Genomic DNA, 19,077 nt, shown 5'->3' with positions numbered 1-19,077 from the left:
TCCTTCCTCGGGAGCGGTTCATCCGGCACCGGGCACGGGGGGCGAGGCGAACGTGAACCGGGGGGTCATGACCGCGAAGGCCCCGCCCACCACCCGCGTCGTGGCGGAGCTGAGCTGGAGCGTGCCGCCGCCGGTGACGCTCGCGGCGCCGCCCGCCACCAGGTTCAGCGCGCCGCCCGCGGCCAGCCCGACCCGGCCCGCGCCGCGCAGGTTGACCACGGCGCCCTGGATGTTCAGCGGGCCGCCGCTCTTGATGGTCAGGGACCGTGCGGCGCTCAACGACAGGGTGGTCCCGGCCTCCACCGACACCGCGCGGCTGCCGGTGATGCTGACGGTGCCCTTGCTGTCGATGGTGATCTCGGTCTTGGTGCGGTCCAGGTTGATGGTCAGCCGGTCGTCGCCGCTGGCGACCCGGACGCCCTGCTTGCGCCGGCCGGTGCGCTGGCTGAGCAGGTCGACGCGGTTGCCCTGCCGGTCGGCGAGGGTGTGCCGGGCGGCCTTCTTCTTCAGCCCGTCGTGCAGCGGGACGTCGCTCCTGGTCGGCAGGTCCCGGCCGTTGTAGAGCCCGCCGATCACGAACGGACGGTCCAGGGCCCCCCGGTCGAAGGCGACCAGCACCTCGTCGCCGACGTCCAGCGGGAAGATGCCGCCGCCCGCCACCCCGCCCCACTGCACGGTGCGCGCCCAGTCGCTGACGTAGGCGTCGTCCAGCCACGGGAACTGGAGCTTGACCCTGCCCTGCGCGAGGGGGTCCTGCACATCGGTGACCAGGGCGTTGGCCACGCTGGGCAGCCGCATCGCGCTCGCCGGGTCGGCGGTCGCCCCGCCGCCGCCCGAGGCCAGCCCGTACAGCGAGCGCCACTGGCGTCCGCTGACCGTGATCAGGCACTCGTAGGTCCTGCCGTCGCCGAAGTGGTGGCGCACCGACGTCACGGTGTACTTGCCCTCGAAGGGCCGGCCCACGCCGCCGAGCGCCACCGGCACCCCGGGCCGCAGGTCCGGGCTGCCGTGGACGGCGACCTCCAGTTCGGCGAAGGACGAGGTGAGGTCGGCGGCGAGGGCCTTCGCGGCGTGCCGGACCTCGTCCTGCCTCTCGTGGGGGCGGGCCGTCTCGACGAGCTTGGCGGACGCGAACTTCCCGGCGGCCTGGCCCGGGGTGGAACCGATGCTGATGCCCGGGTCGGTCCGGGCCGGCGCGGTCTCCACGATCTTCTTCTTGGTGGTGACGTTCCAGCCCCGCGACTCGACCTCCCCGACCTGGTCGGCGGCGGTCACCGCGGCCCGCAGCCGCAGGATGTCGTGGCCGGCCCGGAGGACGAACGCGCTCCTGTCGCCGTCCGTCTTGGGGGACGGCGCCCCGGCCGACGGGGTCGGGGTGACGAACCGGAACTTTCCCTCGGCGTCCACGGACATCGCCATGTTGTTCTCGTCGGCGAGCCGGGCGAGGAAGTCCCAGTCGGTGACGTTGGACTGGCTGAGGAACGCGTACGTGCCCGCGGTCGGCTGGATCCGGCCGACGGAGACGCCGTCCGTGGCGGCGAGTTTGCGGGCGATGTCGGACGCCTTCTGGTTGCGGTACGCGGCCACGCGGCGCTGGCGCATCATCCGGTGCCCGAAGTCGTAGCCGCGGATCACGGTGAAGCTGCCGGTGCCGTCGTAGTCGGCCTCCATGGCGGTGACCTCGCCGGTCAGCACCGGTTTGCCGACGCCCTGGCCGTCGGCCACCGGCGTGATGACCACCCGGGTGCCGAACTGGACGTTCAGCTTGCCGAGGACCAGGTGGGCGGGGTCGCGGAAGGTCAGGCGGAAGGCCGCGGGCACGCCCATGCCCTGGTCGACCCAGCCCTCGACGAGCATCGGGGCGATGTCGTCCGGCAGCTTCGCGCCGCCGATCCTGACCTGGACGATGCTGGAGAACGCGGGACGCACCATCAGTGCGGCACCTCCTCGGCGGCCGGCAGGATCAGTTCCGTGCCGGTGGGCAGACGGGACGGGTCGTCGATGCCGTTGGCCTCGGCGATCGCCCGCCAGGCGCCGGCCCTGCCGTACTCCCGCCAGGCAAGCGAGGGGAGCGAGTCGCCGGCGACGACCCGGTGCACGCGCTGGGCGTTCAGGGCTCCGGAGGTCGGGTTCTGCCTGCGGGTCGGGCCGGGGATCTCCACCAGGTGCACCCGGCAGGTGGCGCGGATGGGCACCCCGCTGGTGCCGAAGAGCGTGTACGAGGCCTCCACGGAGGAGACGTACGCGGTGAACCGGGCGGTGGCGAAGGACCCCCACTCGAAGCGCACCCACGGCGGCGACGGCTGGTCGGAGGCGAGGCTCTTCTCGGTCACCTCGCAGCAGTCCAGCAGGGACTTGACCTTCTTCATCACGGTGTCGCCGTCCGGCTTCATGGAGGAGTCCAGGAAGATCTCCAGCGTCATCTCCCGCGGCTCGGCCCCCATGAACTGCGGCTTGGCGGCCTCCCGCACCGCCGCCGTCGGGGTGGCCTTCCACTGGGTCCGCTGGTTCAGGGACAACTGCGCCGGGTTGAACTCGAAGGTGAAGGTCCGCATCAGCCCGCCGGGGGTGGTGCTCGTGCCGGTCGGCGGCTCGTGGATGGCGAGGCTGGCCCGGGTGAGGCTCTTGCCGGCGCCCTTGCTGCTGCTCATGGGTGTTCCTCTCTGCGTCCCTGCGGCGCCGTCACTCGGTGAACCCGTGGTGGGCGATCTCCAGGACCTCGGTGGCCACCGAGAGGCTTCCGGGGTCGAGGCTGGGCCCCTGCCAGCTGACCGGCAGCACCTCCAACAGCCCCCAGCGGGCGACCAGCGAACCATCCGCGCGCAGGGCGGAGATGTGCGCGGTGGGCCGCTTGATGCCCGTCTGCACGGACGAGATCCACTTGGCGACCTTCGTGGTGTCCGGGGTGAGGGGACGGGTGAGCCGGATGTTGGAGAAGGTGACCCGGGTGGGCAGTTGCCACACGAAGCCGTTGTTGCCGCCCTCCTGGCGCCGCTCCACCTCGACCTGGGTCGACAGCCCCTCGCACCCGTTGAAGTAGCCGAGGCTCTCGCCGTCGATGGCGAGCTTGAACCAGATGGAGGAACCGGGGTCCTCGCGGGTCATCGGGGCGGCCTTTCCGTCGGGGACGAGGGGGGAGGGAGGGCGGGCGGAGCGCGGGTGGAGGGCGGGAGGAGGGGCGGAGCGCGGGAGGGGCGGCGGGTCGGTGCGGACGGGTTCGGGCGGGGTGGTCCGGGTGGGGTGGTTCGGGTGGTCAGCGGGGGTCGCGCAGTCGGCCGATCCGTTCCCGGTCCATCCGCAGTTCGGTGCGGACGAGCCGGGTGACGCGGCCGATGATCCGGTGCACCAGCTCGTCGAGTTGGAAGTCGGTCAGCTGGCCCGGGTCCAGCCCCCCGGCCGCAACCGGCGCGAACCCCGGCGGCTCCTCGTCCCGCCCGGCGGTGGCCGCGCCGGAGCCGGCCGACTGCCACGGCCTTCCGCCGGGCGGGGCGGAGCCGCGCGACGGGGGTGCCGGGGGCGGGGCCCCCGGGTCGGCGGTGGTGTCGGCCACGGGGGCCGGGGCGTGGGGGGCCGGGGCGCTGGTGGCCCGGCCGGACCGGCCGCCTCCCCGGCCTTGGACCCCGACCCGCTGGACCGGGAGCGGGGTGGCGCCGCCGGGGGCGGGGGAGGTCGGGGGCAGCGGGGCGGTGGCCGGGGCCGGGGCCTCGACCCGGGTCGTCGGGGGTGTCGGCGTCAGTGGTGCTGCCGGCGGTGGTGCCGGCGGTGGTGCCGCCTCCGCGCCGACGGGCAGCGCCGGTCGGGACGCCGGTGCCGAGGGCGGCCTGAGCGGTGCCACCGGGAGGGGCGCCCGGGAGACGGCGGTCGGCCCGGACCTGCGCAGGGGCACGGCCCTGCCGGGGGCGCGCTGCACGGCGGTGCCGCTCCCGGGGGCCGGGCGCGGGGGCTTCAGCGCGGCGACCGGGAGGGGGGAGCCGCCGGTCAGGGGCGGGGACGGCGGTGCGACCGCGACGGAGGGCGGGCCGGCCGGGCCGGTGAACGGGGCCGGGGGCGGGGGCGGGGTGTCGGTGAACGGTCGGACGGGCGCCGCGAAGGGTGGTACCGCCGGGCTCGGGGCGGGCGTTACGGGTGGGGCGCCGGGGGCGGTGGCCCGCTGGACGGGCGGGACCGAACGGTACCCGGGGGCGGCGGCCGGGCCGGGGGGCACCGCAGGGGGGCGGACTGCCGACGAGACGGTGTCGGCCGGGGGCCGGGGGGCGTCGAAGGCGGCGGAGCGCTGCACGGGCCGGGTTGCCGGTGGGGTCGCCGGGGTGGTTCCGCCGGCGGGTGCGGACGGCGTCGAGGCCGTAGGAGGCGTGACGGGAGCGGGAGTTGGAGTAGGGCGTAGAGCGTCGACCGGACCGGACGAGAGGGGGGCGCCCAGCCCCGGACGCTGTGGCCCCGTACGGCCTTGCACGGGGCGGGCGGGGGCGGCGGCCGGCGGCCGGTCGGTGTGCGAGGGGAACGGAACGGCCTTTTCCTCAGCCGGAGTTGGGCGGGGCGCAGGGCCGGGGCCCTGGGCCACCGCCCGCTGGACGGTGGGCGTGGTGGGCGTGGTGGGCACATCGGGGCGCGGCGGTGCGGGGGCCGGGGCGGAGGTGGCGGGCCGGTCGGCCGGCGGCTGCGGGGCGCGCTGGACCGGGTGCGCCGGGGTGGCGGTCCCGGGCGTGCCGGGAGGAGGGGTCGGCTCCGCCCCCGGCGCGGCGGTGGCTGCCCGGTGCCGGACCGTCGGTGATGCGTCGGCCGGGCCGGTGGGGAGGTCGACGGCACCGGGGACCGGCGGCGGGACGACCCGGGCCGCCGCCCGCCGCACCGGTGCCGGCTCGTGGGGCGTGCCGCCGCCGGGGGCGTGCCCCGTGGCGGCCGGGGGCAACGGGGGTCCTGATGCGGTGCGTTGCGCCGTGCGGCCGGTGGCCGGGGCGTCCCCCTCGGCGGGCACGGGGCGCGGCGTCGCCCGCTGCACCGAGGGCTCGGGTGCCGCGCTGCCGGGAGCCGGGGCCCCACGGCGGCCGGCCGGGGGCGTCCGAGGGGTGGCCGGGGATGACGGGGCGCTTCCGGGCCCGGGGGCGTCCGTCGACTGCGCCCGTCGCACCGGGGGTTCGCCCGGAGTGGGGTCGGGCCGCGGCACCGCGCGCCGGACCGGAGCGGGGGTTCGGGGCGCCGGGTCCGCGCCGGACCGGGAGACGGGCGCCCCGAGTCCCGGCCTGGGCCGCCGGGGCTGCGGCGCCGCCGACCGTTGCACGGGCGGGGCGGACGGAACGGATGGGGCGGACGGAACCGATGGGGCGGGCTGAACGGATGGGGTGGACGGGGCGGGGGCGGACGGGGCACCGGTGGCGCGTTCCGCGGGCGGGCCGGGCTCGGAAACGGCGCGCTGGACGGGCGTGCCGGACGACGAAGCGCCGCCGCCCCGGGAGGGCGCGGCGGTGGGCCGGGCGGGAGTGCTGCCGGGCGCGGGGTCCCGTCCGGAGGGCGCGGCCGTGGGGTCGCCGTCGTCGGGCTGGCCCCCGGCGCGTTGTACCGGTGGGCCGGGCGGCGGAGGCGGGGCGTCCCGGGAGGGCGCTGCGGCGGGCCGGGCCGGGGTGTTCTCGGGCACGGGGCGCCGTAGCGGCGGTGGGGTCACCGCCGGGCCGCCGCCGCGCGGTGCGCCTGCGGCACGCCGGACCGCCCGGCTGGGCGGCGGTGTACCGCCGCCCCCGGCCGGGGGCGCGGGGTCGAGGTCGGGCACCCGCCGGGCTTGCCGTACCGGGGAGTTGGCGGGGGCGGCACCGCCCTGCCGGGCCGGAGTGCCCTCGGCCGCGGGATGCCGTATCGGAGGCGTGGCCGGGGGCCCCTCCCCCGGGTCACGATTGGCGCGCTGCACCGGGGAGTTGGCAGGGGCGGCACCACCCTGCCGGGCCGGAGGCGTGGCCGGGGCCGGAGGCGTGGCCGGGGCCGGAGGCGTGGCCGGGGCCGCTGCCGTGGGCAACGGGGCCTGGGCCCCGCCGTGTCGTGCCGGGGGCCCGCCGGGCTCGTGCGGGGCGGGAGGACGTACCGGCGCAGGTGGGCGGGACGGCGCGGTGTCGTCCCGTACGGGTCCGGCGGCGGGCGGCACCGGAGTGCCGGGGCCGCCGGCCCGGTCACCGTCCGCCGCTGCGGGGGCCGGCGCTGCGGGGGCCGGCGCGGCGGAGGCAGCCGGGGTGGGGCCGGTGGTCGTCCGGCGGCGGGCCGGGAGGGAACGGCGCTGTAGGGGCGGTGTCGCGGACGCGGCCTCGGTCAGCCGGGTCGGTCGGGGGCGTGGCGCGGCCGGCGGCACCGGTGTCACCCGCACCCCGCGCGCCGGCCGGGCCGGTGCCGCGGCGGACGCCCCGGACGGCGGGACCGCCCCCGCCGAACGCGCCGAAGGCGTCGAAGGCGCCGGAGCCGTCGACCGGGGAGCCGGGGCCGCCGCGCGCCGGGCCGCGCCCGGTCCGCCGGCCGCACCGGACCGCGGCGCGCGCTGGACCGACTGGGGTGCCGGGGACGGCGCCGCGCCGCGGCCCCTCGGAGGCGCGCCGGACCTACGGGACGCACCGGCCCGTGCGCCGGGGGCGGACGAGGCGGACGTGCGCACCCCGGCCGCTGCCGCCCTGCCCGTGGCGGGGGCGGGGGCGGAGCCCTGGGCGTCGGAGGTCTCCGCCGGGATCGCCCGCAGGGGCGCGACCGGCATCCGCTGCACGGGCGGCACGCCGGGCGGCGTGGCCAGGGGCGTGGCCAACCAGGAACGGTCCCCGGACGGGGCGAACGCGCCCAACAACAGGCCCTCGCTCGCCGCCGGATCCAGCACCGCCGGGGACAGCGCGGCCGTGAACGACGGGTTCTGCCAGGTCAGGAGCCGCCCGCCGAAACCGGCGTCCGCGACCCCCGTGCGGGGGGTTGCGCCCGTGGCCCGCTGGATCGGCGGCAGCCCGGTCCACTCGGCGACGACCGTCCGCGGGGCACCGGTCGTGGGCGCGGTCGCGCCGTCGCCGTCGCCGTCGCCGTCGCCGCCGCTCCCGCCGGTACGCGCACCGCCCGAGCCCGACTCCGCAGCCGTGCCCGCAGCCGTGCCCATGACCCCGCCCGAGGGCGGAGCCGTTGACGGCACGACGGCGCCGCTCCCGGCGCCCCCGCCGCCGTGGCCATCGGCGCCGTGGCCATGGGTGCGGCGGCCCCGCAGCCGGTCCAGGAATCCCACCGATCAGCCCTCCGCCATGCCCCGCGTCACGAGGGACGCGATCTGATCCGTGTACCGGCGGCGGTCCTGGTGCTCCAGGTCGAGGATCGCCTCCAGGCTCCAGTGGAAGTGGTAGGCCACGTACGCGATCTCCTCGTGCAGCCGGTCGCTCGCGTACGTCACGATTCCCCCAGGCGGCTCCCGCCGAGTTCCACCTCGAAGGGCTCCGCGCAGTGCGGGCACTCGACGGCGGCGCGGGTGTGGCCCTCCGCGTTGATCTGGCGGTAGAAGTCCTGGAGGAACGCCAGGTCGGAGGCGAACATGTGCTCCACGACGCCGTCGTGCACCATCGGCAGCGTGCCCAGCCGGGTGATGACCCGGCCGAGCAGCACCACCGACAGGTACGCCGGGTTCTCCTGCACCCGCACGTCGCGCAGCGGGATCAGCTCGTCCCGCGCCGTCGACAGGCGCATCACGCCGTCCCGGTGCACCGTGCCCGAGTCGTCGACGTAGCCGCGCGGCAGCTCGAAGGGGAACTCGGTCCGCAGTTCCTGCCGCGGCGCGGCCTCGACGGGCGGCACGGCCGGTGCCTCCGGCGGAGCGGCGGCGGGAGCGGAACGGGGGTGATCCGCTCCCGCCGCCGCGGTCCGGGGCACCGCGGCGGGTGCCCTGGCGGGCGTGCGCCGCATCACTCGATGACCAGTTCTTCGAACACGATGGTGACGGTCTCGGTCAGCGCGGAGGCCTCGCCGGCCTTCACCGGGCTCATGTCGAGCTTGCTGCACCAGGCGTTGCGCAGGTTGTAGCGCTTGACCGGGTTGTCCTCGTAGTCCATCACGATGATCGAGGCGTTCTTGCGCGCGGAGGACATGCGGCCCTCCAGCGAGTCGTTGATCCACTGGGTGAACGCGGAGGACTGGGTCATGCCGCGGACGACGGTGCAGGACCCGTCCTTGGCGGCGCCCGGCATCAGCGCGATCTCCAGTTTGCCGGTCGCGCCGTTGTTCTGCGGGTACTTGATGACGTCCTGCTCCAGGGAGAGACCTTCGACCCCGGAGAGGTACTCGATCATCACGCCGTCGATCTGGAGGCCGAAATTGTGTGATGTGAGGGAGTCGCCCGGGTTCAGACTCATGTGTTCTCAGTCCTTCTGAGGGTCGCGACGATGGTGTCGGGGCGGGGGCGGGGGCGGTGGGCGCGGTCGACCGCTACTCCTCCAACTCCCCGCTGCCGCTGGAGAACTGGGCCAGCCGGAAGATCACGAACTCGGCGGGCTTGACCGGCGCGATGCCGATCTCGCACACGACCCGGCCGACGTCGACCGACTCCGGCGGGTTGGTCTCCTCGTCACACTTGACGTAGTACGCCTCGGCCGGGCTCTGGCCGAACAGGGCGCCGCTGCGCCACTCGTTGACCAGGAAGGCGGAGATGTTGCGGCGGATGCGGGCCCAGAGGTTGTGGTCGTTCGGCTCGAAGACCACCCACTGGGTGCCGATCAGGATCGACTCCTCCAGGTAGTTGAAGTACCGGCGGATGTTCAGGTAGCGCCAGGCCGGGTCGGAGGAGAGGGTGCGCGCGCCCCAGACGCGGATGCCGCGGCCGGGGAAGGAGCGGATGCAGTTGACGCCGATCGGGTTCAACAGGTCCTGCTCGCCGCGGGTGATCTGGAGCTCCAGGTCGACGGCGCCGCGCACGACCTCGTTGGCGGGGGCCTTGTGCACCCCGCGCTCGGCGTCGTTGCGCGCCCAGATGCCGGCGACGTGGCCGCTCGGCGGGACCAGGCGGGACTGGCCGGTGGCCGGGTCGAAGGACTTGATCCACGGGTAGTACAGGGCCGCGTACTTGGAGTCGTAGCCGGCCGTCTCCTGGCGCCAGACGCGGATCTGGCGGGCGTTCAGGGCAGGCGGCGGGTCGATGATGGCGACGCGGTCGCCCATCAGCTCGCAGTGTGCGATCAGACCGAGTTGGACGGCCTTGACGGCCTCCAGGTCGATGGCGCCGCGCTGGTGGGCGGCCATCAGGTCGGGCACCGCGACCATGGAGATCTCGTCGATCGCCTCCAGGCCGCCGAAGCCGGTGCGGTCCGCGGAGTCGCCGATGTACTGGGTGGGGCCGGGGTGCGCGTCCTCGCCCCGACCGGCGGGGACGGCGGGCGCCGCGGACGGCGGCGCGGGCAGCGTCACGGTCTGGTTCTCCGGCCGGGCCAGCTGCGCGGCCGGGGCCGCCTCGGTCACGGCGATGAGCTTGGAGCGCTCCTTGACCTGGGTGACGACGTAGGAGCGGTTGCCCCGCTTGGCGCTCACGTCGAAGGTCTCGACGGGCGTGTCGCCGTCCTTGACGATCAGTTTGAAGCGCTCGGCGGGGCCCTCGCCCTCGGGGTCGGCGACCTCGACGGTCAGCGGGCCGCTCCGGCCGGCGGCGGTGGCCGTCACGGTGAAGGTGCCGAGCTGCCGGGGCTCGGCGGCGGGCAGCGCGGCCGGCGCGGCGCCCCCGGGGACCGCGGCCGGGGCGGCGGCGCCGTCGTCGGCTGCCTCACCGCCCGAACCGCCGACGCGGACGACGTACGCGGCGGAGCCGCCGTTGTTGAAGAACCCGTAGACGGCGTGCGCGAGGTAGTGCCCGCCGGTGAAGTCGCCGAAGGCCGCCACGTACTGGGACCAGTTGGTCACCAACGTGGGCTCGTTCAGCGGGCCGGTCGGGGCGAGGCCGACGAAGGCCGCCACCGAGGTCCCCACCCCCTCGATCGGGCGGGAGCCGCTGGCCACCTCCTCGACGTAGACGCCGGGCGACAGGTAGGACGGCATGCTCTGCTCTCCTCGGAGTACGAGACAGGACGCCCCTCAGCCTCACGCGCGCGTCGCCGTCGCCGAAACGTCCCGGGGTGCCGGGCCCGGGGCACCGCCCTTGCCCCCGTTCGTGCCCGTTGGGGCAGCCCCCGTGCCGGAGCGCTTCCGCCCGCGTCCCCAGGGACCGCGCCGGTGCCGTCGGCCCCCTGGCAGCCGGCCGTGCCCACCTGCGCCGTCCCCTCGGCCCGCCGGGCCCGCAGGACGCGTCCGGTGCCGGTCGTGCGGTGGCGCGCACGGGGCCGCGCGCAACGAACGGGGGCCGTGCGCACGGGACTTTCGGGCAACGGGGTCTGCCCCGGCGCGACCTGACGTCGTGGCGCGTGCGGTCCTAGCCTCGCGGTGTGAGCCTATGGACTTCTCTGGAGCCCGCGTCCGCGACGGTGGACCCCGGTGGCAGTGCGTGTGTGCGCCTGCGGGTGCGCAACACGGGTGATGTGGTGGACGAGTACCGGTTCGAACCGGTGGGGGACGTGGCTCCCTGGACGCGGGTGGAGCCGCAGACCCTGCGCCTGTATCCGGGGACGACGGGGACGGTGGAGCTGACGTTCGCCCCGCCGCGGAGCCCCGATGCGGTGGCGGGGCCGAACCCGTACGCGGTGCGGATCGTGCCGACCGAGCACCCGGACGCGGTGACGGTGCCGGAGGGCAACCTGACGATCACCTCGTTCACCGAGGTGCGTGCGGAGTTGGTGCCGCCGACGGTGAAGGGACGTTTCCGGGGTCGGCCGCGGCTGGCGGTCGACAACCTCGGCAACACCAAGGTGACGGCGTCGGTCGCCGGGAGCGACCACGGTGATCACCTGACGTACGAGGTGCGGCCGGGGAGCGTGCAGATCGAGCCGGGGCGGGCGGCGTTCGTCGAGGCGACCTTGCGTCCGCGGCAGGTGATCTGGTTCGGGGCGAAGGAGGAGCGGCCCTTCACGTTGGCGGTGCGCCGGTCGGGGGTGGAGCCGACCGAGGTGGAGGGGACGTACGTCCAGCGGGGGTTCCTGCCGCAGTGGCTGGCGACGTTCCTGGGGATCTTCCTGGCCCTGGTGGTGGCGTTCGTGACGATCTGGATCATGAAGGAGCCGAAGCTGGCGACCGCCGCGAAGCCGCAGACCGAGCAGGCGGGGGCGACGGTCCCGCCGAGCCCGTCCGCCGCTCCGAAGGCCCCGCCGAGCCCCGCCGAGTCCGCGCCCGCCGAACCGCCGCCGCCGGCCGCCGAACCGCCGGAGGCCGAGGAACCGGCCGCCGAACCGCCCGAACCCGAGAACGACGGCGGCCTGGGCGGCACCAACGGCAACAGCGACGGCGACAGCGGCGGCAGCGACGGCGAGGAGGAGCCCGAAGCACCGGCCGAGGAGACGGTGGTGCCCGCCGAGAACGTGATGCTGCGCAACACCGTCACCGACATGTGCGCCGAGCTGCCCGGCCGGGGGCGGGGCGAACTGGACGGCCGCGTGCAGCAGTCGGACTGCGTTCCGATCGGCGACAACCAGCTCTGGGACCTTGAGGTGAAGTACCCGGACGCCGGGCCCGGCGGGGTGCCGCTCTTCCAGATCGTCAACGTCGCGGACGGGTACTGCATGGACCTTCCGGACCGGGGAGCCGCGCCCATCAGGACCGACATCACCCAGTTCACCTGCGACGGCACCACCGACGACAACCAGCTCTGGTGGGCCGAAAAGCAGGAGAGCGGCGCCTACTGGATCCGCAACTACGCCAGCAACAACAAGTGCCTGAACGTCAACGGCTGGAGCGACGGCAAGGCCGGGGAGAAGCTGACCCTCTTCGACTGCCTCAAGAACGACGACCAGGAGTGGGAGATCGCGGTCATGACGACGCTCTGACCACCGGGCCCCGTGGCCCTCACCAGCCGCCTTCCCCGGGGACCAGCCTCCCGGCCTTGCGGTACTCGCGGCGGGCGCCCTCCAGGAGGTCGCCCGCCGTCACCGTGCCGTCCCGCCCGGCCGCGAGGTACGCCGCGGTGACCACGGCGCTGCGGATGGACCCCCCGGCCAGCTCGAAGTCCCGGGCCAGCGACGCCGGGTCGATGCCCTCGGCGGCCGGCACGTGCGACAGCCCGTGCCGCCACAGCGCCAGCCGCTGCCCGGCGTCCGGGAACGGGAAGTCGACCACCAGGTCCAGGCGCCGGGTGAACGCCTCGTCGATGTTGGCCCGCAGATTGGTGGTGAGCAGGGCGATGCCGTCGAAGGACTCCAGCCGCTGGAGCAGGTAGGCGCTCTCCATGTTGGCGTACTTGTCGTGCGCGTCCCTGACCTCGGAGCGCTTGCCGAAGACGGCGTCGGCCTCGTCGAAGAGGAGCACGGCGTCGGTGCGGTCGGCCTCCGTGAAGATCCGCTCCAGGTTCTTCTCGGTCTCGCCGACGTACTTGTCCACCACCGACGAGAGCTGGACCACGTACAGGTCGAGGCCCAGGTCGGCCGCGACCACCTCGGCGGACAGGGTCTTGCCGGTGCCGGACTCGCCCGCGAACAGACCGAGGACGCCCCGGCCGCGCCCGCCGCCCGTGCTGAGCCGCCAGTCGCCCAGGACCCGGTCCCGGTGGCGGGCCCGCAGGGCCAGTTCGCGGAGCTGGCCCAGGGGCCGGTCGGGCAGCACCAGGTCCCGCCAGTCCACGGCCGGCCGGATGCGCCGCGCGTGCCGTTCCAGCCCGGAGGCGGACTGACGGCGGGCGGCGAGCCGCACGTGGTCCGCGGTGACCGGGGTGCCCTCGAAGGCGGCCAGCGCCCGCGCGGCGTGCGCGGCCCGCTGGACGCGCTCGCCGCCGAGCCGGTACGGGGCGACGGCCAGGGCCAGGTCGAAGCCCTCGGCGTCGGCGCCCAGCGCGGCCCGCCAGGCGTCGGCGCCCCCGGCCCGGCGGCCCGGCGCGTCCAGGACCAGCGGATCGGCGGGCGACCAGTGCGGATCGTAGGGGCGGGTGTCGGTCAGCAGGACGGTGACCCCCCGCGCCGCGGTCAGCGCCCGCACCAGCGGGCCCGGCTGCTCCGGCAGGCCCGTCACCACCAGCGCCCGGCCGCCGAGCCGGGCCTCGCGCAGCAGCTCCGGCGCCCGCTCCGCGCAGGGCGCGGCGCAGCGCAGCGCGTCGATGCCGGCGGCGTCCAGGGCGGGGGCGAGGACGGCCAGGCCGTCGCCCTCGCGCGGCTCGCGCAGATAGGCGGTGAGGGGACCCTCGCCCAGCCGCGCGGCGAGGTGCCGGACGAAGGCGTCGGCGGTGTCGTCGGCGGGCGGCGCCGGCGGGCCCGGCATCGGGAGCAGCAGCCCGGCGAGCGCGGCGTCCGGGGTGTCGTCGCCGAGCAGGTGTCCGACGAGCCGGTCCGGGACGCGCAGCGGACGGGTCAGGAAGGGGCGTTCGGTCTCCTCCACCTCCAGCAGGCCCAGGGCGGGCAGCGGAGCCGAGGCGTGGAACCGGTTCCGGGCCGCCGCCCGGTGCGCGGGCATCCCGCACAGGTCGAGGGCCAGGCCCACGGTGGCGCGGCGGCGGCTCACGTCGTCGTTGAGGTAGCCGTAGAGCGGTTCGAAGGTGCGGTCCACGTCGGGGGCGAGCGCGATGAGCAGGGCGGCGGTGTCCAGCTCGGTGAGCCCGGCCCGCGCCCCCAGCCGCGCCAGCCGGTCCCCGGGCCCCGCCGGGGCGCCGACGGGGAGCGGCGCCGCGCCCTCGGGGGCCCCGTCGGCGGGCGGGCGGGGGCGCAGCAGGTGCCGCACCGCCCCCTCGGACAGGTACAGCCCGCGCAACGGGTCCTCGGAGGTGGGGTCGGCGGCGGAGCGGTGTTCGACCAGCGCGGCCACCCGCTCCCGCAGGGCGTCGAGCCGGGCCAGCAGAGCACCGGCCGCGTCGGCGGGCGCGTCGACGGGGACGCCGGCGGCGGAGGGCGGTGTCGTGGTGGTCACGGCCGCCCCGTCCGCGCGCCCGCCGCCGTCCCGTCCGTGCCGCCCCGGCCCCCGGCGCGGGCGGCGCGGGCGGCGGCCACCTGGTGCGGCCGGTGCGAGCGCCCCCCGGACACCGGCGGCCGGCCGTCCAGGGCGCCGACCCGGACCGTGGCGCCCTCGGTGACCGGGGGCCCGGCGTCGTACTCCGGGAAGGCCGGGAAGGGCGCGGTCACCACCAGGTCCAGGGACGGCTTCAGCTCGCCGCCGAGCGCCGACCAGATCTCGGCGAGGGACCGGGCCTCCGTCTGGACCCCGGCCACCGACAGCGGCACCGACAGCCCCAGGGCGCCCAGCGAACCCGGGAGTTCGGACGGTGGCAGCAGCTCGCGCGGCAGCAGCGTCGCCAATACGGCGGACAGCAAGCGGTGTTCGTCCTGCGGGGTCTTGGTCCAGGCCGTCAGCAGGTACGAGAGCCGGAACCAGCGCGGCGGTTGGCGCCGCTTGACCACGACGTCGTCCGCGTCGCGCACCGCCACCTGCCCGCGCTGACGGCGGTCGACGTCCTCCCGGATGTCGTACAAGTAGGCGTTGACCACCGGGGCGTTGCGCCGGGCCGCCCAGTCACGGGTGGGTGCCTCGAAGGCCACCTCGATGCCCGATTCGCTCAACGCACCGCCCCGGAGGAGGGCCTTGAGGACCTCGTCCACCTCGTGGATCACTTGCGCTCCTGCCCGTACCGCGGCCGCGGGCGCCCGGCCCGCGAGCGCCGCCGGAGCCCCGCGCCGATGCCGTCGCCCTGCCGTTCACCGATGCCGGTCCCGGCATCCTCCGCCGATCGTGCCCCGGGCGCCCGCCGCCCGCACGCGCCGCGGGGACGACGGGCGGGCAGGATGCCGTGCCCGCGCGGTCCGAAGAGGCCCACCCGGCTTGCCCGTTCGGTCAGATGTAGCCCTCCCGGAGGGCATAAGCTACGGCATGGGCGCGGTTGCGCAGATGCAGCCGCGTGGTGAGGCCATGCATCACGTTCTTGACGGTGCGTTCGGAGTAGGACAACCTGCCCGCGATCTCTCCCGTGTCGAGGCCCTCGGCGACCAGCCGCAGGACGTCCACCTCTCGGGGTGCGAGGCCCAGCGCCGGGGCGCCGGGGCGACCCGCCGCGCCGCGGTGCAGGGTGCCGACCTGGCTGATGAGGCGGCCCAGCAGGTCCGCCGGCAGGTCCCCGTCGCCGCGCGAGGCGGCCAGCACGGCCTGCACCAACCGGTGGGCGGTGGCCTCGTGCCGCCAGACGATGGCGCCGACGCCGCACTCCACCACGTCCAGCAGCTCGCTCTCGCGGATCGCGCCGATCACCAGCACCGCCCGCGCGCCCTCGCTGCGCACGATCCGGCGCAGCCGGGTCAACGCCGCCTCGTCGAGCGCGTCCTCGACGAGCAGGGCCACCGTGCCGGGGCCCGACTCCTCCCGCAGGTCGATCTCCGGGTGGCGGCGCAACTGGCTGACCGCGCCCTCGCGGCTGATCGGGTCCGGCGCGGACACCGCCACCGGGACCCGCCGCCCGAGGACGCCGACGGCTCTGCCCGAACCGCGGGCCGACGTGGTGGCCGACGTGGACGTGTCGCTGCTCCAGGGTGAGTCGAGCATCCGTTGCCCCCCTCTTCACGTGCCCGCGCCGGTCAGCGCGGGCCGGTGACGGATGTGCGTCCTCCACATTCGTGCGGCCGGCGGGGCCTGGCAATCGTGGAGCACCACGAGGAGCACCACGAGATGGGGCCGGAGTCCCGCCGGGACGAAGGGCATGCGCCCGGCGCAAGGGGCGCGCGGAAACGGCGCGTCACCGTGACCCGCGCCACTCCACACCACCCTTCGCCGCGCCCGCCCCTCTCAGACAGCGGGGGAGCACCAGCCACCACAGGAGGCACCGATGAACGGACCGCTCCGTGAACGTGACGCCACCGAGGCCCTGTTGGCCGCCGAGATCGAACGCGCACGGTCCGGCACCGGCCGTCTCGTGCTGCTGCGCGGCGCCACCGGCACCGGCCGCACCACCGCCCTGGAGACCGCCGCCCGGCACGCCGCCGACCGCGGCCTGCGGGTGCTGCGGGTGCACTGCTCGCCCGAGGACACCACGGTGCCCTTCGCCATGGTCCACCACCTCCTGGACCCCTTCCCCGAGTTCACCGACACCGCCCCCGCCGGCGACGACCGGGGCGGCGCCGCCCGGCTGTGGCGGCTGCTGCGCTCCCACGCGGCCGAGGGCCCGGTGCTGGTCGCCGTCGACGACGTCCACCTCGCCGACGCCCCCTCGCGCCGCTGGCTGACGGAGGCGGCCCGGCACGTCGACCGGTTACCGGTCCTGCTCGTCGCCACCGAACGCAGCCAGTACGACATCGACCCGCCGCCCCCCGGACTCGCCCGGGCGCTGTCGCCGTCGCTGGTGCGCACCCACGCCCTGGCCCCGCTCGGCGACCCGGCGGCGGCCGAACTGGTCCGCGGGGCGTTCCCCCAGGCACCCCCGCGCTGGACCCGGGAGTGCGTACGGGCCGGTGCGGGCAGCCCGCTGCTCCTGCACGCCCTGCTGGACGACCTCGCCGGCACCCCGCACCCCGACGGCATCCCGCCCCTGCCGGAGAGCTGCGCCGCGCTGTACCCCGGGTCCTACCCGGCGGCCGTCTCCTGGTGGCTCGGGAGCGCCGGCCCCGCCACCGCCGAGGTCGCCCGCTGCCTCGCCGCCCTGGAACAGGCACGGCCCGCGAGCCCCCCACCGCGCCCCGGCACACCGGAGGGCGCCCGCCCCGGCCCGTGGACGAACCCGTCTCCGGCCGGCCCGACCCACCGGCACGCCCACGAGACCCCGACGGCGACGCCGCACGCCGCCCGCCCGTCCCGGCGCCGCGCGGAGCACCGGGACGACGCCCTCCCCGGGCACCTCCGCCACCGGCACCCCGCCGAACCCGCCGACGGAACGCCGCACCACCCCTCGCACGGGCCCCGGGGGGCGTACGCGCCCTTCGCGCCGGACCCGTCCCACCCGGCCCACGCCCCCCACGACGCGGCGCCGGGAATCCGCTCCGGCGCCGCCGCCTACGGCCGTACCGACCCGCCCGCGCCCGCGCCGCACCGTTCGAGCCCGTGGTGCACCCCTCCCCCACCGCCCGAGCGGAGCCCGGCCGAGGACCTGGCCGCCGTGCTCGCCGAGGCGGCCGGAGCCGACCCCGTACGCATCGAGGGCTGGCTCACCGCCATGACCCGGCTCGGCCTGCTGCGCCCCGACCCGGACGGCCTCCCCCGCTACGCCCACCCGCTGCTGCGCGACGCCGTGCTCAGCGGCTGGCCCCGGGCCCGGCGCGAGGCCGCGCACCTGGCCGCGGCCGAGGCCATGCTGCGCCGCGGCGACCGGGTCGAGGCGGTCGCCCGGCACCTGCTGCGCGCCCCCGCCGTCGGCAGGCCCTGGACGCTGCGCGTGCTCCGCGACGCCGTCACGGTCGCCGTGCACGACGCCCGCCCCGCCGACGCCGTCGGCTACCTGCGCCGGGCACTGGACGAGCCGCTGACCGACGGCCTGCGGCAGCGGCTGCTGACCGAACTGGGCTCCCTGGAGTACGCATCGGCCGGCGCCCCCTCCGCCATCGCCCGGCTCGCCGAGGCCCAACACCTGCCCGCCGACCCCCGCAACCGGGTCCGCACCGCCGTCGCCCTGGGCACCGCCCTGGCCGGAAGCGGCGAGATCCGCACGGCGATGGAGGTGCTGCGCCACACCGAAGGGCGGCTCTCCGGCCACCCGGACCTGGCCCGCACCGTGCAGACCGCCACCGCCCTGCTGTCCGACCAGGACCTGGTGACCCGCCAGGAGGTGTACCGCTGGCTGTGCGACACCGGCAGCCAGTCACCCGAACTGGTCGGTCCCGCCGGGCAGATGCTGCTGGTGCGGTACGCGGCGACGGCCGCCCTGATCTCCGCCGACGAGGCGATGTCCCGGGTGCGGTACCTGCTCGCCCAGCCCACCGACCCGCTCGCCGAACCCTTCCTGCTGGGCACCGCCGCCGCGGTCGCCCAGTGGGCCGACGAACTCGACGCGGCCGAACGGCTCGTGGAACGCGGCCTGGCCGGACAGCACCCCGCCCTGCTCCACCCGATGCTGGGGGCACTGGTCAACACCCGGGTCGACATCGTCGCCGCGCGCGGCGACCTCGCCCGGCTGCTCGCCCTCACCGCCACCCCCGGCGCGGGCCACGGCCCCGGCCCGGGCCCCGACCCCACCAACGGGGACGCCCACACCCTGATGGCCCTGGTCCACACCGGCCGCACCGACGCGGCGCTGGACCACGCCGACCGCTTCGACCTGCGCGAAGTACCGGAGAGCTGGGAACTGAACCGCTACCTGTACGCGCGGGGCGTGCTGCGCGCCGCCACCGGCGACCCGGCCGGCGCCCTGCACGACTTCCTGGAATCCGGCCGCCGCCAGGCCGCCCGCGAGGTGATCAGCCCCGTCGTCACCCCGTGGCGGACCGCCGTCGCCCAGTGCCGGCTGGCGCTGGGCGCCGTCCCCGAGGCACTGGCCCTGGCGACGGAGGAACTGCGGCTGGCCCGGGTGTGGAACACCCCGCGCACCGTCGGCCGCGCCCTGAGCGTGCTGGGCACCGCGACCGGCGGACGGCGCGGGCTCGAACTGGCCGAGGAATCCGTACGGACCCTGCGGGAGGCGCCCGTCGACACCGACATGGAGCTGATCCCCGCGCTGCTCGCCCAGGGCCGCCAACTCCTCGCCGCCGGCGAACGCGGCCGGGCCCGCGCCCGGCTGCGCGAGGCCGCCGGGCTGTCCGAGGCCAAGGGCGCCCTGCGCTGGCTCGCCCTGGCCGAACAGGCCCTGCGCGAAGGCGGCGCCCGCGACCCCGCGGCCGTCCGCACCGGCACCGACGCACTGACCGGCAGCGAACGCCGGATAGCCGAACTGGCCGCCGACGGCCGCACCAACACCGAGATCGCCACCCTGCTGCACCTCGCCCGACGCACCGTGGAGACCCATCTGACCAGCACCTACCGCAAGTTGCGGATCCGACGCCGAACGGAACTGCCGAGCGCCCTGGAACGTGCCGTGCGCTCCCCCCAGGAACCGGACCCGATCCCCTGACGCTGCCTGGGGTCCGGGGC

13 protein-coding genes are annotated in these 19,077 nt (G+C 76.5%); 2 read left to right on the top strand and 11 right to left on the bottom strand.

Features of this window, described 5'->3' with window-relative positions:
- Positions 1-18: 18 nt before the first annotated feature.
- The 8 genes from ABT092_RS03255 to ABT092_RS03220 all read right to left on the bottom strand — a co-directional run bounded on the left by ABT092_RS03255 (position 19) and on the right by ABT092_RS03220 (position 10,014).
- On the bottom strand, positions 19-1,932 hold the full coding sequence (locus tag ABT092_RS03255; RefSeq protein ID WP_351239184.1) for a VgrG-related protein: 1,914 nt from the start codon (positions 1,930-1,932) through the stop codon (positions 19-21).
- A complete protein-coding gene (locus tag ABT092_RS03250) occupies positions 1,932-2,651 on the bottom strand; it encodes a CIS tube protein (RefSeq protein ID WP_351239182.1) in 720 nt (239 codons plus the stop codon). The genes ABT092_RS03255 and ABT092_RS03250 overlap by 1 nt, the downstream gene beginning before the upstream one ends.
- 31 nt (positions 2,652-2,682) lie before the next feature.
- A complete protein-coding gene (locus ABT092_RS03245) occupies positions 2,683-3,105 on the bottom strand; it encodes a phage tail protein (protein ID WP_351239180.1) in 423 nt (140 codons plus the stop codon).
- Between the two features lie 148 nt (positions 3,106-3,253).
- Positions 3,254-3,910, bottom strand: coding sequence for a hypothetical protein (locus ABT092_RS03240; protein ID WP_351239178.1), 657 nt, complete (start codon positions 3,908-3,910; stop codon positions 3,254-3,256).
- Between the two features lie 3,324 nt (positions 3,911-7,234).
- Positions 7,235-7,393 (bottom strand): DUF6760 family protein, encoded by a 159-nt coding sequence (locus ABT092_RS03235; protein WP_351239176.1) that lies wholly within the window; start codon positions 7,391-7,393, stop codon positions 7,235-7,237.
- Positions 7,390-7,899, bottom strand: a complete 510-nt coding sequence (locus tag ABT092_RS03230) for a hypothetical protein (protein ID WP_351239174.1) — start codon at positions 7,897-7,899, stop codon at positions 7,390-7,392. The genes ABT092_RS03235 and ABT092_RS03230 overlap by 4 nt, the downstream gene beginning before the upstream one ends.
- On the bottom strand, positions 7,899-8,345 hold the full coding sequence (locus ABT092_RS03225; protein WP_351239172.1) for a phage tail protein: 447 nt from the start codon (positions 8,343-8,345) through the stop codon (positions 7,899-7,901). Before ABT092_RS03225 ends, ABT092_RS03230 begins: the two co-directional genes overlap by 1 nt.
- Positions 8,346-8,418: 73 nt before the next feature.
- The gene (locus ABT092_RS03220) at positions 8,419-10,014 is read right to left on the bottom strand and encodes a phage tail sheath subtilisin-like domain-containing protein (RefSeq protein WP_351239170.1); all 1,596 of its coding nucleotides are present in this window, start codon (positions 10,012-10,014) and stop codon (positions 8,419-8,421) included.
- A gap of 383 nt (positions 10,015-10,397) precedes the next feature.
- On the opposite strand from ABT092_RS03220, the gene ABT092_RS03215 reads away from it, so the two are divergent.
- On the top strand, positions 10,398-11,888 hold the full coding sequence (locus ABT092_RS03215; protein WP_351239168.1) for an RICIN domain-containing protein: 1,491 nt from the start codon (positions 10,398-10,400) through the stop codon (positions 11,886-11,888).
- A gap of 19 nt (positions 11,889-11,907) precedes the next feature.
- On the opposite strand, the gene ABT092_RS03210 is transcribed toward ABT092_RS03215, so the two are convergent.
- From ABT092_RS03210 to ABT092_RS03200, 3 genes are all read right to left on the bottom strand, one after another.
- Positions 11,908-13,950 (bottom strand): ATP-binding protein, encoded by a 2,043-nt coding sequence (locus tag ABT092_RS03210; protein ID WP_351239166.1) that lies wholly within the window; start codon positions 13,948-13,950, stop codon positions 11,908-11,910.
- On the bottom strand, positions 13,947-14,648 hold the full coding sequence (locus tag ABT092_RS03205) for a Pvc16 family protein (RefSeq protein ID WP_351239164.1): 702 nt from the start codon (positions 14,646-14,648) through the stop codon (positions 13,947-13,949). The genes ABT092_RS03210 and ABT092_RS03205 overlap by 4 nt, the downstream gene beginning before the upstream one ends.
- A 220-nt stretch (positions 14,649-14,868) precedes the next feature.
- On the bottom strand, positions 14,869-15,570 hold the full coding sequence (locus ABT092_RS03200) for a helix-turn-helix transcriptional regulator (RefSeq protein ID WP_351239162.1): 702 nt from the start codon (positions 15,568-15,570) through the stop codon (positions 14,869-14,871).
- Between the two features lie 280 nt (positions 15,571-15,850).
- Here ABT092_RS03200 and ABT092_RS03195 point away from each other — a divergent pair, with 280 nt between their 5' ends.
- Entirely contained in the window at positions 15,851-19,057 is a 3,207-nt protein-coding gene (locus ABT092_RS03195; RefSeq protein ID WP_351239160.1) for an AAA family ATPase, read from the top strand.
- Positions 19,058-19,077: the final 20 nt, after the last annotated feature.

The sequence above is a fragment of the Streptomyces sp. NPDC002490 genome (assembly GCF_040296045.1).
Taxonomy (GTDB): Bacteria; Actinomycetota; Actinomycetes; order Streptomycetales; family Streptomycetaceae; genus Streptomyces.
The sequence above is the reverse complement of the archived record's forward strand: the minus strand, read 5'-3'. Positions and strand labels throughout refer to the sequence as shown.